Here is a 14,996-nt window from a genome sequence, read left to right as displayed (position 1 = left end):
CGGGGCTGGGAGACCACTTCGCTGGTCCCTGGCTATCTGGCGGCTTCACCAGTCATATACCGCTGCGGTATATCGCTGCGATGGGTGTAAATTAGCAAACGCTAAATGACCCGTCAACAGCTAATGCTAAATTATTTACGCGACTGTAAGGGATGTCGGTCGCTCGAGGTAGGCCGATATTTCTGACAGGGGTTTTGCAAACAGCTGACTGCCGTTATGCTTACGAAAGCTGTACGTACATACAGTAACCAAGGAGAAACTGATGTCCCTACCAGAGAAGAAAAAGCCTCAAGAGCGCGAGCCCATGTCCGGCCTGGAGCGCCTGAACCTAAGGGTGGCGGGCATGATCAACCACCCGATCGCCCAGGATCAGATGTGGGTCACGATCCATAAGCTGGAGACCGACGGCGAGCGAGAGTGGGACGAAGTGATGGGGGCTATTGCGGAAGTGGATGGGATAGAGATGGTTTTCAACGATGAAGACAGTTCGGTCACGCTGAAGTGGGAAGCGCCGTCAGATGACGATCCCCGCGTCCAAGTGTGGGACGAATTCGAAGCACTGGAGGAAACCGCGCCTTTCTGAGTGCACAAAAAAGCCCGCTTGATAAGCGGGCGTCTGTACCTTCAACAAACCGCCTGTGCCGGCCACTAGTCGGCCAGATCGGCCAGATCGGCCAGCGCAACTAGGCCTTTCTTGCGTTCCAGATCAATAAAACCTTAGCATGGATCGTCACGTCGTCGATCCTTGCCGTCTGGTTCTCATAATGCTGATTGTCTGAAATAAGCCTGTAATTCTCTTCGTCCAGTCGCATCACGCGCTTGATGTACAGCTCTTGGTGCCAAGTCAGTACGTAGATGCCCTCACCGATGAAGTCCTGCACGCCTTTGTCGACGATCACCAAGTCTTTATCGTTGATGGTTCCTTCCATGCTCTGACCCCAGCCACTGATCATGGCCAGAGCTGTCTTCGAGGTGTAGGTCACACCTTTCTCGCGAAGAATCTCCTCTCTGACAACCAAGTTGCGCACTACCTCATTGTAATCAGGCGGCACTTGTCCGTGACCCATCGCTGCACGTATGTCGTACTGGCGAATGACAATCTCTTCATGGGTAGGACGAAGGGCGGCGTAATTGGCCGGAAGCACGTCTGTGCTCTGGTCATCCGGGTCGGCAGCCGCCGCCACAATCCGGTCCCGCGCCTCATTTGAAAAGCCTTTCACCTTGGCGAGGGACTGTTTGAGCTGTTCCAGTGCCGAAAGCCCGGCCTTCACTGATGTCGCGGAAGTCTCGGACGCAGCAGGGCTGACCAGGCTTCCCGAAGGAAGGCCGATCTTCTCTTCCAAATTCGCAGCAGCTTTCTCGCCGAGATTTCTGTGCCCGTTAAGAATCTGGGACAGATACGACGCATCAAGGCCGTGCCTATTGGCGAAATCTTTCTGGGAGGCCCCGGCCATCAGGGCTTTCAGGGCGTCGGCTCTAAGCTTGTTAATGTCCATGTCCCATCATCGCTTCCGGTTAGCATAGAGTAAATTACGGTCTGCTATCAACCACATGATTAGCCTTTGCTAATGCTCACGCAAGCCGGGCAGGATGATCCGAAAGATGAAGATCAAATCCAGCCCAGCGAAAACCAGACCCCGAAAACGAAAAAAGCCCCGCATATGCAGGGCTTTTTACTGTGTTTGGCGGGGAACTAGGGATTCGAACCCTAGAAACGCTATTAACGTTCGCCGGTTTTCAAGACCGGTGCATTCAACCACTCTGCCAATTCCCCGAAGCATTTGGCGTCGAAGGTTTTTCACCCCTCCGTCGCTTTGCGGGCGCCATAATACCGTAATGAAACAAGCTGTCAAACTCTCCGGCTAGCGCGCTGCCTCGCCTCTGTTATGATCTTTGCAACTTGAGGTTTCAAACCCTTCGTTTTCACCACCAGGAGTAGCGCCATGCGCGAACAGGATTACGCAGTCAACAACCGCGTGCAGGTCGAGCAGCTAGAGGTTAGCCGCGTCCTGCGCAACACTTACGGCCTTCTGGCCCTCACCCTCGCCTTCAGCGGCGTCATGGCGTTCGTCTCACAACAGATGAACTTCCGTTACCCGAACGTCTTCGTTGTGCTGATCGGCTTCTACGGTCTGTTTTTCCTCACCAACAAATTGCGCGATTCGGCGTGGGGTCTGGTCTCGGCGTTCGCGCTGACGGGCTTCATGGGGTTCATCCTCGGCCCGATTCTCAACCGCTACATCGGCATGCAGGGCGGCGCTGAAGTCGTTGCCTCCGCGTTCGCGATGACGGCCCTGGTCTTCGGTGGTCTGTCGGCCTATGTGCTGATCACGCGCAAGGACATGAGCTTCCTCGGCGGCTTCATCACCGCAGGCTTTTTCGTGTTGCTCGGGGCCGTAGTAGCCAGCATGTTCTTCCAGATCAGCGGCCTGCAACTGGCGATCAGCGCCGGCTTCGTGCTGTTCTCGTCGGTCTGCATTCTGTTCCAGACCAGCGCGATCATCCACGGCGGTGAACGCAACTACATCATGGCGACCATCAGCCTGTATGTATCGATCTACAACCTGTTCATCAGCCTGTTGCAGATCTTCGGCATCATGGGCAGCAAAGACTGATCCGTTTGCCCGCTTTAACAAAAAGCCCGCTTCTGCGGGCTTTTTGCTGTCCGGCGTTCGTGAATTCTTTATCATTGCGCCCATGTTCCCTGTCAGCGCCCGACCGAGCCGCCCATGAAGTTCGCCATTGCCCTGCATTCGCCCGCCCACGCGCCCTCCTCCCGGCGTGCATTGCTGTTCGCTAAAGCTGTGTTGGCGCAGGGCCATGAAATCGTGCGCCTGTTCTTTTATCAGGACGGCGTGCACAGCGCGTCCGGCAATGTGGTGTCGCCCCAGGACGAGTCGGATACCGCCGCGCAATGGCGCGATTTCGTCAGCACCCACAAGCTTGATGGCGTGGTCTGCATCGCAGCCGCCCTGCGCCGGGGGGTGTTGAATGCTGAAGAGGCGGAGCGTTATTCGCGACCTGCGGCGAACCTGTCGGCACCCTGGGAATTGTCGGGGCTGGGTCAGCTGCACGAGGCAGTACAGACGGCCGATCGCTTGATCTGTTTTGGAGGGCCGTAACGTGGCGAAGTCGTTATTGATCATCAGCCGTCAGGCGCCCTGGTCGGGTCCGGACGCGCGCGAGGCATTGGACATTGCCCTGGCCGGCGGCGCGTTTGATCTGCCGGTCGCCATGCTGTTCATGGACGACGGTGTGCTTCAGTTGGCCACGGCGCAGAACGCCAGCCAGGTGCAGCAGAAAGACCTGAGCGCCAACCTGCAGGCGTTGTCGATGTTCGGCGTGGAAGACTTGTTCGCCTGCCGCACCAGCCTGAATCAGCGCGGGATGCCGCCAACCGGGTTAAGCGTCGAACCGCTCCAGGTGCTGGATGACCCGCAAATCGCCGCGCTCATTGACCGTTACGACCAAGTGATTACGATCTGATGGCTACCCTGCACGTACTCTCTAATTCCCCTTTCACCGACTCGCGCCTGAGCAGTTGCCTGCGCGTGCTAGGAAGCGAAGACGCGATCCTGCTCTGCGGCGACGCGACCTATGCGTTGCGCGCAGACACCGCTGCCGCCCAGTCGCTGAACGCGAAAACCGGCAGCCTGAAGGTGTTCGTGCTCGATGAAGACGCCACCGCTCGACACATCGCGCTGCCTGACTGGGCACAAAGCGTCGACTATGCCGGCTTCGTGACGCTCTCGGTGCACTACGACAAGGTCAACACCTGGCTATGAAACAGCTTATCGTCGATGGCCGCAGCATCGCGCTGGACAAGGACGGCTATCTTGAGGACCTAAACGACTGGTCCAACGAAGTCGCCGAAGCCCTGGCCCTTGAGGAAGACATCGCCCTCACGCCCGATCACTGGGAAATTCTTGAACTGCTGCGCGGGTTCTATGCAGAATTTCAGCTGTCCCCGGCCACACGGCCGCTGGTCAAGTACACCGCGCTGAAACTGGGCGCCGACAAAGGCAACAGCTTGCACCTGAATCGTCTGTTCAACGGCACTCCCGCCAAACTTGCCGCCAAGCTGGCGGGCCTGCCCAAGCCGACCAATTGCCTATGACTGACTTCACCCCCCTCGTCACCGAAACCCCTGCCGAGCATCCCTTCGCGCCCTTCGTTCGTATTCTCGGCAAAGGCAAGCGTGGTGCGCGCAACATGACCCGCGCCGAAGCCCGGGAAGCCATGGGCATGGTGCTCGATGAAAAAGTCGAAGACACCCAGCTCGGCGCTTTCCTGATGCTGCTGCGGCACAAGGAAGAGAGCCCGGATGAGCTCGCAGGCTTCACCGAAGCGGTGCGCGAGCGTCTGCATGCGCCGGAACTGACGGTCGATATCGACTGGCCGACCTACGCCGGCAAGAAGCGTCACCTGCCGTGGTACCTGCTGGCCGCCAAGTGCCTGGCGCAGAACGGCGTGCGCGTATTAATGCACGGCGGCGGCGCCCATACCGCCGGCCGGTTGTACAGCGAGCAGTTGCTGAACCTGTTGGGGATTCCGCTGTGTCGCAACTGGCAAGCGGTGGGGGAAGCGCTGGAGCAGCAGAACATTGCGTTCTTTCCCCTCGGCGACTGGGCGCCGCAGCTTCAGCGCATGATCGATCTGCGCAACACGCTGGGACTGCGCTCGCCGATCCATTCGCTGGCGCGCATCCTCAACCCACTGGGCGCGCGGTGCGGGCTGCAGAGTATTTTCCATCCTGGCTATCAGGGCGTGCACCGCGACGCCAGCAGCCTGCTCGGCGACCACGCCATCGTGATCAAGGGCGACGGCGGTGAGGTCGAGATCAACCCCGACACCATCAGCCATTTGTACGGCACCACCGATGGCCAGCCGTGGGATGAGGAATGGCCCGCATTGTCGGATCGTCGCCACGTGAAGCCTGCCACCCTCGACCCGCTGCATCTGGTCGCGATCTGGAAAGGCGATATCGAGGACAGCTACCCGCAGCTGGCGCTGATCGCAACCATGGCGCTGGCACTGCGGGGCCTCGGGATGCCGCGGGCTGAAGCCTTCGCCCAGGCGGAGCAGTATTGGGCAAACCGGAACAGATCGATTTAGCCGATAGCTACTCCCCAGTCTTTGCGCCATTCGTTCGAACGATTGCCTTTAGACTGATCTCCAACGTACTTCGGTACAGCTCAATTTGGAGTCAGGCATGGGCCTTCTCGTTGAAGGACGCTGGCAAGACCAGTGGTACGAAAGCAGCAAAGACGGCGCGTTTCAGCGCGAGCAAGCCAAGCGCCGGAACTGGGTGACTGCTGATGGCAGCCCCGGCCCGTCCGGTGAAGGCGGCTTCAAGGCGGAGGCCGGCCGCTACCATTTGTACGTTTCCCTGGCCTGCCCGTGGGCCCATCGTACGTTGATCGTGCGCAAGCTCAAGGGTCTGGAAAGCCTGATCGACGTCTCGGTGGTCAGTTGGCTGATGCGCGAGAACGGCTGGACATTCGACAAGCAGACCGGTTCTACCGGCGATGCACTGGATGGCCATACCTTTATGTACCAGCGCTATCTCGCCGACACCGCCGATTACACCGGTCGGGTTACGGTACCGGTGCTGTGGGACAAGCAGCTGAATCGCATTGTCAGCAATGAGTCGTCGGAAATCATCCGGATGTTCAACTCGGCGTTCGACGAATTGACCGGCAATCACTTGGATCTCTATCCAGAGCCGCTGCGCAACGAGATCGACCGGCTGAACGACCGAATTTATCCGGCCGTGAACAACGGCGTCTATCGCGCCGGATTCGCGACGTCGCAAGGTGCGTACGAAGAGGCTTTCGATGAGGTGTTCGCCGAGCTGGATGCGCTGGAAACGCTGCTCAGCGAGAAACGCTATCTGGTGGGCGAGTACCTGACTGAAGCGGACGTGCGCCTGTTCACCACGCTGATTCGCTTTGACGCGGTGTATCACGGGCACTTCAAGTGCAACCTGCGACGCATTGCCGACTACCCGAACCTGAGCAACTGGGTGCGCGAGATGTATCAGCTGCCGGGTGTTGCCGAGACGGTGGACTTCGTGCACATCAAGCATCACTACTACGGGAGCCACGCCACCATCAACCCGACCGGTATCGTGCCAAAAGGGCCGCAGCAGGACTTTAGCGGCAAGCATGATCGGGGGCGTTTGAACGGGAAAGGGATCTTGCACAACGGCTGAAGGGTTTCAGTTAACACTGAAACCCCACCTGGCTCTCCACCGCATAAACTTTGAAAGACTGCGGTGGAATCAGACGCTCGCCTGAGCCCCTTCGAACCATGCCAGTTTCTCCCGCAACTTCACCACTTCGCCCACAATCACCAGGGTCGGCGCATGGACTTCGTGCTCGGCCACCAATTGCGGCAGATTGGCCAGCGTGCCGGTGAAGACGCGCTGGTTGACCGTGGTGCCCTGCTGAATCAACGCCGCTGGGGTGTCGGCCGACCGGCCGTGCCGGATCAACTGCTCGCAAATAACCGGCAGCCCGATCAGGCCCATGTAGAGCACCAACGTCTGCGATGGCGACACCAGATCCTTCCACGGCAGGTCGGTAGAGCCGTTCTTCAGGTGGCCGGTCACGAAACGCACGGACTGCGCGTGATCGCGATGGGTCAGCGGAATACCGGCGTAGGCCGCGCAACCACTGGCCGCCGTGATGCCCGGCACGACCTGGAACGGAATGCCATGGGCGGCCAGCTCTTCGATTTCTTCGCCGCCACGGCCGAAGATGAACGGATCACCGCCCTTGAGGCGCACCACGCGTTTGCCCTGCTTGGCCAGGTCCACCAACTGCTGGTTGATCTGGTCCTGGGGCAAGGCGTGGTCGGCGCGCTGCTTGCCGACGTAGACACGGTCAGCGTCGCGTCGGCACAAGTCCAGGATCGCTGGCGCTACGAGGCGGTCGTAAAGCACCACGTCCGCCTGTTGCATCAGACGCAGTGCGCGAAAGGTCAGCAGATCAGGATCGCCCGGCCCCGCGCCGACGAGGTACACCTCACCGGTCGTGGGCGGCGCCTCGCCGTCGATCTTCGCTTGCAGCAAGCGCTCGGCTTCGGCGCCCTGTCCGGCCAGCTGCCGATCAGCGATGGGCCCCTGAAATACATCCTCCCAGAACGCCCGACGCTGCTGAACGTTAGGAAACAGCCCTTTCACCTGATGACGAAAGCGCGCGGCCAGACCGGCCAGATGCCCGTAGGTGGGCGGAATCCAGGTTTCCAGCTTGGCGCGGATCAGACGCGCCAGCACCGGCGCATCGCCACCGCTGGACACCGCGATCACTAACGGCGACCGGTCGACAATCGCCGGGAAGATCACGCTGCACAGCGCAGGCGCATCCACCACGTTGACCGGCACACCGCGCTGGCGGGCATCGGCTGACACCTGCGCATTGAGCGGCTCATCGTCGGTGGCGGCGATAATCAGCACGCAGCCGTTGAGGTCCGACTCGGTGTAGCCACGCAGAATCTGCTCGCCACCGCTGCGCTCGATCAGCTCGCGCACTTCCGCCCCGATCTCGGGAGCAACCACGCGCAGCACCGCACCGGAATCAGCCAGCAGGCGAGACTTGCGCAAGGCAATCTCGCCGCCGCCGACCACCAGCACCCGAGCGCCCCGAAGGTTATGGAACAGTGGCAGAAATTCCATTTAGCCGATGACCTCGATGCCGCCCATCCATGGCTTGAGAACGTCCGGCACGCGGATCGAGCCGTCGGCCTGCTGGTAGTTTTCCAGTACCGCCACCAGCGTGCGACCCACCGCGAGGCCCGAACCGTTCAGCGTGTGAACCAGTTCCGGCTTGCCGGTTTCCGGGTTGCGCCAGCGCGCCTGCATACGACGCGCCTGGAAGTCGCCGCAGTTGGAGCACGACGAGATTTCACGGTATTTGTCCTGGCTCGGAATCCACACTTCCAGATCGTAGGTTTTCACCGCACTGAAACCCATGTCGCCTGTGCACAACGCCAGTACGCGGTACGGCAATTCGAGCAGTTGCAGAACGCGTTCGGCGTGACCGGTCAGGCTCTCCAGCGCTTCCATGGATTTTTCCGGCTCGACGATCTGCACCATCTCGACCTTGTCGAACTGGTGCTGACGGATCATGCCGCGGGTATCGCGACCCGACGCGCCGGCTTCGCTGCGGAAGCACGGGGTGTGGGCGACGAACTTCAGCGGCAGCTGCTTGGCGTCGATGATTTCGCCGGAGACGATGTTGGTCAGCGACACTTCGGCGGTCGGGATCAGGTACAGATCGGCCTCGCCTTCGCGGGAGATCTTGAACAGGTCTTCTTCGAATTTCGGTAGCTGGCCGGTGCCCTGCAATGCGGGCGCCTGGACCAGATACGGCGTGTAGGTCTCTTCGTAACCATGCTCATTGATGTGCAGCGTGATCATGAACTGCGCCAACGCACGGTGCAGGCGCGCAATCGGGCCACGCAACAACGCGAAACGGGCCCCGGACAGCTTGGCGGCGGTTTCGAAGTCCAGCCAGCCGAACTTCTCGCCCAGGGCGACATGATCCTGAACCGCGAAGTCGAATGAAGCCGGTGTGCCCCAGGTACGCACTTCGACGTTTTGTTCTTCGTCAGCGCCCACCGGCACCGATTCGTGGGGCAGGTTCGGCATGCTCAGGGCCATGGCATCGAGCTCGGACTGAATGGCGTCCAGTTCTTTCTTGCCGGTGCTCAGCTCTTCGGCCATGCGATCGATGTCAGCCATCAGCGGCGCGATGTCTTCGCCGCGCTGCTTGGCCTGACCGATGGATTTGGAACGGGCGTTACGCTCGGCCTGAAGCTGTTCGGTGCGGGTCTGCACCGTCTTGCGCTGGGCTTCCAGCGCTTCGATGCGGGCCACGTCCAGTGTGAAGCCACGGGAAGCCAGGCGATCCGCTACGTCCTGAAGTTGGGTACGTAACAGTTTGGAGTCGAGCATATCGGTCTCTCGTATATTAAATTCGGGTCAAAGACAGGCCAGCCCACGTTGCGAGCAGCCCGCCCAGTACGCTGATGAGGGCGTAGCCAATGGCCAGAGGAGCCTGGCCGCTTTCAAGCAGACGAATCGTGTCCAGTGAGAAAGACGAAAACGTCGTCAAACCACCGAGGAATCCCACCATCAATCCGGCGCGCAACTCGATCGGGACTTCCGGGCGAATCAGAAACAGCCCGTAGAGCAGACCGATCAGCAGGCACCCGACCAGATTCACCGCCAGCGTTGCTGTGTAGAAGTAGCGCGGCCAGTTCGCGGCCACGACGTTAGCCGTGGCGAAACGCAGTAATGTACCAGCGACGCCACCGGCGGACACGGCAAGAATCAACTGAATCACTATTTTCTCCGTTGACGAGGGCTGGCGCGGTCGAGCGCCGACAGGTGTTTGAGTTTTTCGCCGATCTTCAGCTCAAGGCCGCGGGGGACCGGCTGGTAATACTGACGCGGTTCAAGCTCGTCGGGGAAGTAGTCTTCACCCGCCGCGTAGGCATCCGGCTCATCATGGGCGTAGCGGTACTCTTCGCCGTAGCCGAGCTGTTTCATCAGCTTGGTCGGCGCGTTGCGCAGGTGCAAGGGCACTTCCAGCGAACCGTGCTCGGTGGCTTCGCGCATGGCCATTTTGAAACCCATGTACACGGCGTTGCTCTTCGGCGCGCAAGCCAGATACACGATGGCCTGGGCGACGGCCAACTCGCCTTCCGGGCTGCCGAGGCGTTCCTGCACATCCCACGCCGACATGCACAGCGGCAAGGCGCGCGGATCGGCGTTACCGATGTCTTCGCTGGCCATGCGCACCACGCGCCGCGCCAGGTATAACGGATCACAGCCACCGTCGATCATTCGCGCGAACCAGTACAGCGCGGCGTCGGGGTTGGAGCCGCGAATGGATTTGTGCAGCGCGGAAATCTGGTCGTAGAACGCTTCGCCACCCTTGTCGAAGCGACGGCGACTGTCACCCAGCAGGCTTTGCAGCAACTCGGGATCGATTTCGCTGCCGTCTTCCGCCAGGTCCGAGGCGTTCTCCAGCAGATTGAGCATCCGCCGGCCGTCGCCATCCGCTGCAGCCAGAAGCGTCTTGAACGCCTCGTCGCCCAAGGTCAGATGGCGATTGCCCAGCCCGCGTTCTTCGTTCAGCGCGCGGTTGACCAACTGGCGCAGCGCCCCTTCGTCCAGGCTCTTGAGCACATAGACCCGGGCGCGAGACAACAGCGCGTTGTTGAGTTCGAAAGAAGGGTTTTCGGTGGTGGCGCCTATGAAGATCAGCGTGCCGTCTTCCACGTAGGGCAGAAACGCATCCTGCTGGGACTTGTTGAAACGGTGCACTTCGTCGACGAACAGAATGGTGCGGCGGCCGTACTGACCCGCCTGCTGCTTGGCGACCTCCACCGCCTGGCGGATCTCTTTGACCCCCGCCAGCACCGCCGACACCGTTTCAAAATGCGCGTCGGAGACTTTCGCCAGCAACCGCGCCAGCGTGGTTTTGCCCACGCCGGGCGGTCCCCAGAAAATCATCGAATGCAGCGCACCCTGCTCCAGCGCTTCACGCAGTGGCTTGCCGTGGGCGAGCAGGTGCTGCTGGCCGACGTACTCGTCCAGATTGGTCGCTCGCAGGCGCGCGGCCAACGGTTGCGCGATCGGTTCAGTGCTGAACAGGTCCATGAAACAGGCGAACCCCTTTTATTCCTGAATGACGTCAGCGCCCTTCGGGATCTGGAACTGGAATTTGCTCGCGGCGACAGGCTCGTTGGCCTTGACGCCGGTGAACAGGATATTGGTGCGCTGGCCGACACTGTCGATCAATTGCATGTCGTTGATCATGCCGTTGCGAAAGGACAGGCGCAGGCTGTCGAACAGGGTGTCCCGAGACTTGGGCTTGAGCACGAAGTCGATCACGCCGCCCGCCTCCTTGGCACTGATGTCGAAGCTCTCGCTGATTTTCGACACGTCGCCGGACAGCAGCAGCGCCGGGGTCTGGGTCAGGCGCTGGTCGAGGGTCTTGATGGTGACCTGCTCCAGGTCAGGGTCCCACAGGGAAACCTTCTTGCCATCGGACACCATCAGTTGCTCTTGCGGCGCGTCGGTGTGCCAGTAGAACAGGCCCGGGCGCTGCAAAGTCATTTGACCGGAGGTTTCCTGCAACTGCGTGCCGCCACCGTCGAGGGTGAGCTGGGAGAAGCGCCCGCTCAGGGTTTTCGAGTTTTCCAGCAGTTGGGTCAGGCGTGCCACGTCCTTGCTGTCGGCGTGGGCCGAGACAGCAGAAAAAGCCAGTGCAGATACCAACAGCATGCGGATAAGACGCATGGGATTCCTCTTTGAGTGTGGTTGAAGCCGGGCGCCGTCGCGATGGCGACGCCCGGTAACGCGTGACCGGGAAGTGTCAGTCACGCACTGGGGCTGGCGCAATCACTTCGCGCGAGCCGTTGGTGTTCATGGGTGTTACGACGCCGGCGTTTTCCATGGTTTCGATCATCCGCGCGGCGCGGTTGTAACCAATCTTCAGCTTGCGCTGTACCGCAGAGATCGACGCGCGACGGCTTTCCAGCACGAACTTGACCGCTTCGTCGTACAGCGCATCGCTTTCGCTGTCTTCGCCATCACCGCCGCCACCGCCACCGTCGAAGCCGCTGCCCGGCTCTTCAACGCCGGCCAGGATGTCGTCGTTGTAGTTCGGCGTACCCCGCAGCTTCCACGCCTCAACGACGCGGTGAACCTCTTCGTCCGAGACGAACGCGCCGTGCACACGAATCGGCAGGCTGGTTCCCGGCGGCATGTAGAGCATGTCGCCGTGGCCGAGCAGTTGTTCGGCGCCACCCTGGTCGATGATGGTCCGGGAGTCGATCTTGCTCGACACCTGGAACGCCATGCGCGTCGGGATGTTGGCCTTGATCAGACCGGTGATCACGTCCACCGACGGTCGCTGGGTCGCGAGGATCAGGTGGATACCTGCGGCACGGGCCTTCTGGGCGATACGGGCGATGAGTTCTTCGACCTTCTTGCCGACGATCATCATCATGTCCGCGAATTCGTCGACCACCACAACGATGGTCGGCAGCTTGGTCAGCAGCGGCGCTTCGTCGTGAATGCTTTCGCGGTGGTACAGCGGATCGGACAGCGGCGTGCCGGCCTCCTCCGCTTCACGCACCTTCTGGTTGAAGCCCGACAGGTTACGCACGCCCATCTTGGCCATCAGTTTGTAGCGGCGTTCCATTTCAGCCACCGACCAGCGCAAGGCGTTGGCGGCGTCCTTCATGTCGGTCACCACCGGACACAGCAAATGCGGGATGCCTTCGTAGATCGACAGCTCGAGCATTTTCGGGTCGATCATGATCAGCTTGGCGTCTTCCGGGCCGGACTTGAACAGGATCGACAGGATCATGGCGTTCACGCCCACCGACTTACCGGAACCGGTGGTACCGGCGACCAGCAGGTGCGGCATCTTGGCGAGGTCGGTGATGACCGGTTTGCCGCCAATGTCGTGACCCAGCGCCAGGGTGACCGGCGATTTCGCGTCGTCGTATTCCGGCGTCGACAGGACCTCGGAGAAGCGCACGATCTGGCGATCTTCGTTGGGAATTTCGATACCGACGGTGGTCTTGCCGGGAATGACCTCGACCACACGGACGCTGGTCACTGCCAGGGAACGCGCAAGGTCTTTGGCCAGGTTCGAGATACGGCTGACTTTCACGCCGGCAGCCGGCTGGATTTCGTAGCGGGTGATCACCGGCCCTGGATGAATCGAGTCCACGGTGACTTCGACGCCGAATTCCTTGAGCTTGATCTCCAGCAGATGCCCCACCGCCGCCAGCGATTCAGGCGAATAGTTGAGCTGCTTTTTCTCGGCCGGATCGAGGATCGAGATGGGCGGCAAAGTGCCTTCCACGGCGCTGTCGACGAACAACGGCGCCTGCTTCTCTTTCTGCACGCGCTTGCTCGGCTCAGGTGCGCGTGGCGGTGCAGGCGCGATGACGGCGGGCACGTGCTTCTCACGGGCGACCATGTGTTCGGTCAGCGCCTGCTCGCGCTCGATCAGGCGCTCCTTGGCTTTGGCCTGCTCACGTCGATCCGGGGCCACCGGCGCGACCACTTCGTCGACACGCATGTCGACTTCACGCAACTGAGCCACCATCTGCTTGCGCTCATTGCGGGCGGCCCACCAGCGGTTGAGGGAGCCGGTGAACAGTTCGATCAGATCCAGGGTGATCTTGCCGGTGTTGTCCATCACCTTGAACCAGGACAGATCGGTGAACACGGTCAGGCCGAACAGAAACAAGGCGATGAACAGCAGCGTGCTGCCCTGAACATTCAGCGCACGCTTGGCCAGATCGCCCAGCACTTCGCCCAGCACGCCACCGGCCGAACCCGGCAGGCCCGACGCCGAATGAAAGTGCAAGTGCGCCAGCGAAGCACCCGCCAGCACGAGAAACACCAGCCCGATCATGCGCCAGGAAAACAGCCAGCCGCTCCATTGCCATGGCTCATGGCGCTGGCGGAACACCTGATAGGCCTTGACGCCCAGCAGCAACGGGAAGATGTAGGCGAAGTAGCCGAGGATCATGAACAGGATGTCGGCAGAATAAGCACCGGCGAAGCCTGCGGCGTTCTGGATCTGCGCCGAATTGCTCGAGCTGCTTGTGTGGCTCCAGCCCGGATCGGCCTGATCGTAGGTCAACAGCGCCATGATCAGATACAGACACAGCGCGCCGAACGCGATCAGTGCACCTTCCTTGAGCCGGTAGTGCAGGTGCTGCCGCCAGAGCGGAACGGGGGTGGGTGCTATGGTGGATTTCTTCAAAACGCTTCAATTCCTGCGCGCAAGCGCGAACATCTGATGATTGACTGTGTACGACTGCCTGGGCGAAATGGCAGTGGCTTTCCCTAACATCGGCCAGTAGAGCATCCTGGCAACAGGGAAAACCGCGCCTGCGATAACGCACGCTCGACAGGTGACTTGAAATGAGGTTAAACAACATCGGCATTGTACGGATTTGCGCGCCGCGCGCTACGTTAGTCTGGCGCGGTGCTTGCAGATGTTCAAGCTTCGCCGGCCGCTGACAATTTGAGCACGCATTTTCTTTGCCGACAAAGGCTTATGACGGGTTTTTGCGACTCGCTTGAACTATCAAAAGGCCATGTCTGGATGAAAAAGCCAACTGCTCCAGTTTCCAGGCGCGATCAAGCGGCTTGTGACCGCATTTGCACTACGGAGTTGCACACCGCGTTGACTCCCCTCCCCTCTCGTAAAGTCTGGATGCCATGCTGACCTGGTTACAACGCAACACCTTCGATTTCCCTCCGCTGGAAAAAGCCATGCGCGAGCCCAACGGACTGCTGGCCGGCGGCGGCGATTTGTCCGCTGATCGCCTGATCGCTGCGTACCGGCATGGCTGCTTTCCGTGGTATCAGCAGGGCCAGCCTATTCTCTGGTGGTCGCCGGACCCGCGCACCGTGCTGTTTCCGGAAGAGCTGCATGTATCCCGCAGCCTGGGCAAGTTGCTGCGTCAGGGGCGTTATCGGGTCACCTTCGACCAGGATTTCGCGGCGGTCATTCAAGCGTGCGCCGAACCCCGGGCCTACGCCGACGGCACGTGGATCACCGGCTCCATGCAGGCAGCCTACATTGAACTGCACGCCCGCGGCTTCGCCCACAGCGTCGAAGTCTGGGACGGCGACGCGCTGGTGGGCGGCCTGTACGGATTGGCAATGGGCCAGCTGTTCTTCGGCGAATCGATGTTCAGCCGGGCCGACAACGCTTCCAAGGTCGGCTTCGCAACGTTGGTCGAATACCTGAAAGAATCGGGTTTTGTTCTCATTGATTGCCAGATGCCTACCGAGCACCTGCTAAGCCTTGGCGCGCGCTCGATTGCGCGCCAGACCTTCGCCGACTATCTGCACAAACACCTCGACGGGAGCCATTCAGCCGATTGGTCACCTAGGCGAGTTTGATTGGCCTGGCATACACTCATGTCTACAGTTTTTCTCGAGG

16 protein-coding genes and 1 tRNA gene are annotated in these 14,996 nt (G+C 60.6%); 9 read left to right on the top strand and 8 right to left on the bottom strand.

The genetic code is table 11. The annotated features are described in order from the left end of the window. Positions 1-262 precede the first annotated feature (262 nt). On the top strand, positions 263-583 hold the full coding sequence (locus BBI10_RS13895; protein ID WP_065989183.1) for a DUF1654 domain-containing protein: 321 nt from the start codon (positions 263-265) through the stop codon (positions 581-583). Positions 584-683: 100 nt separating this feature from the next. Here the strand turns inward: BBI10_RS13895 and BBI10_RS13890 are convergent, their stop codons facing one another. Together BBI10_RS13890 and BBI10_RS13885 are read right to left on the bottom strand one after the other, a co-directional pair. After that, positions 684-1,496 carry an XRE family transcriptional regulator gene (locus tag BBI10_RS13890; protein ID WP_141695182.1) on the bottom strand — a complete coding sequence of 271 codons (813 nt, stop codon included), beginning with the start codon at positions 1,494-1,496 and terminating at the stop codon, positions 684-686. 187 nt (positions 1,497-1,683) lie between these two features. Beyond that, positions 1,684-1,774: transfer RNA gene (locus BBI10_RS13885), tRNA-Ser, on the bottom strand. A 169-nt stretch (positions 1,775-1,943) separates the two neighbouring features. Here BBI10_RS13885 and BBI10_RS13880 point away from each other — a divergent pair. From BBI10_RS13880 to BBI10_RS13850, 7 genes are all read left to right on the top strand, one after another. Beyond that, positions 1,944-2,615, top strand: coding sequence for a Bax inhibitor-1/YccA family protein (locus BBI10_RS13880; RefSeq protein WP_065989182.1), 672 nt, complete (start codon positions 1,944-1,946; stop codon positions 2,613-2,615). Between the two features lie 114 nt (positions 2,616-2,729). Then, the gene (gene tusD, locus BBI10_RS13875) at positions 2,730-3,122 is read left to right on the top strand and encodes a sulfurtransferase complex subunit TusD (protein WP_065989181.1); all 393 of its coding nucleotides are present in this window, start codon (positions 2,730-2,732) and stop codon (positions 3,120-3,122) included. 1 nt (position 3,123) lies between these two features. Next, a complete protein-coding gene (gene tusC / locus BBI10_RS13870; protein ID WP_065989177.1) occupies positions 3,124-3,486 on the top strand; it encodes a sulfurtransferase complex subunit TusC in 363 nt (120 codons plus the stop codon). Then, positions 3,486-3,785, top strand: coding sequence for a sulfurtransferase complex subunit TusB (gene tusB, locus BBI10_RS13865; protein ID WP_065989175.1), 300 nt, complete (start codon positions 3,486-3,488; stop codon positions 3,783-3,785). Before tusC ends, tusB begins: the two co-directional genes overlap by 1 nt. Next, a complete protein-coding gene (locus tag BBI10_RS13860; protein WP_065989173.1) occupies positions 3,782-4,117 on the top strand; it encodes a TusE/DsrC/DsvC family sulfur relay protein in 336 nt (111 codons plus the stop codon). The genes tusB and BBI10_RS13860 overlap by 4 nt, the downstream gene beginning before the upstream one ends. Further along, on the top strand, positions 4,114-5,115 hold the full coding sequence (locus BBI10_RS13855; RefSeq protein WP_065989171.1) for a glycosyl transferase family protein: 1,002 nt from the start codon (positions 4,114-4,116) through the stop codon (positions 5,113-5,115). Before BBI10_RS13860 ends, BBI10_RS13855 begins: the two co-directional genes overlap by 4 nt. A 97-nt stretch (positions 5,116-5,212) precedes the next feature. Next, complete coding sequence (locus tag BBI10_RS13850) at positions 5,213-6,214, top strand: glutathione S-transferase family protein (RefSeq protein WP_065989169.1); 1,002 nt, start codon at positions 5,213-5,215, stop codon at positions 6,212-6,214. Positions 6,215-6,283: 69 nt separating this feature from the next. On the opposite strand, the gene cysG is transcribed toward BBI10_RS13850, so the two are convergent. From cysG to BBI10_RS13820, 6 genes are all read right to left on the bottom strand, one after another. Further along, positions 6,284-7,678, bottom strand: a complete 1,395-nt coding sequence (gene cysG / locus BBI10_RS13845; RefSeq protein ID WP_065989167.1) for a siroheme synthase CysG — start codon at positions 7,676-7,678, stop codon at positions 6,284-6,286. After that, entirely contained in the window at positions 7,679-8,959 is a 1,281-nt protein-coding gene (serS, locus tag BBI10_RS13840; RefSeq protein WP_065989165.1) for a serine--tRNA ligase, read from the bottom strand. Positions 8,960-8,975: 16 nt separating this feature from the next. Further along, a complete protein-coding gene (gene crcB, locus BBI10_RS13835) occupies positions 8,976-9,350 on the bottom strand; it encodes a fluoride efflux transporter CrcB (protein ID WP_065989163.1) in 375 nt (124 codons plus the stop codon). After that, positions 9,350-10,672, bottom strand: coding sequence for a replication-associated recombination protein A (locus tag BBI10_RS13830; RefSeq protein WP_065989161.1), 1,323 nt, complete (start codon positions 10,670-10,672; stop codon positions 9,350-9,352). Before BBI10_RS13830 ends, crcB begins: the two co-directional genes overlap by 1 nt. Before the next feature lie 18 nt (positions 10,673-10,690). Beyond that, complete coding sequence (gene lolA, locus BBI10_RS13825) at positions 10,691-11,314, bottom strand: outer membrane lipoprotein chaperone LolA (RefSeq protein ID WP_065989159.1); 624 nt, start codon at positions 11,312-11,314, stop codon at positions 10,691-10,693. A 76-nt stretch (positions 11,315-11,390) separates the two neighbouring features. Beyond that, the gene (locus tag BBI10_RS13820; protein WP_065989157.1) at positions 11,391-13,805 is read right to left on the bottom strand and encodes a DNA translocase FtsK; all 2,415 of its coding nucleotides are present in this window, start codon (positions 13,803-13,805) and stop codon (positions 11,391-11,393) included. 461 nt (positions 13,806-14,266) lie between these two features. Here BBI10_RS13820 and aat point away from each other — a divergent pair, with 461 nt between their 5' ends. After that, on the top strand, positions 14,267-14,956 hold the full coding sequence (aat, locus tag BBI10_RS13815) for a leucyl/phenylalanyl-tRNA--protein transferase (RefSeq protein ID WP_065989155.1): 690 nt from the start codon (positions 14,267-14,269) through the stop codon (positions 14,954-14,956). The last annotated feature ends 40 nt before the right edge of the window (positions 14,957-14,996 follow it).

The organism is Pseudomonas graminis, assembly GCF_001705435.1.
Taxonomy (GTDB): domain Bacteria; phylum Pseudomonadota; class Gammaproteobacteria; order Pseudomonadales; family Pseudomonadaceae; genus Aquipseudomonas; species Aquipseudomonas graminis_B.
This window is presented reverse-complemented; position numbering and strand designations above follow the sequence as displayed.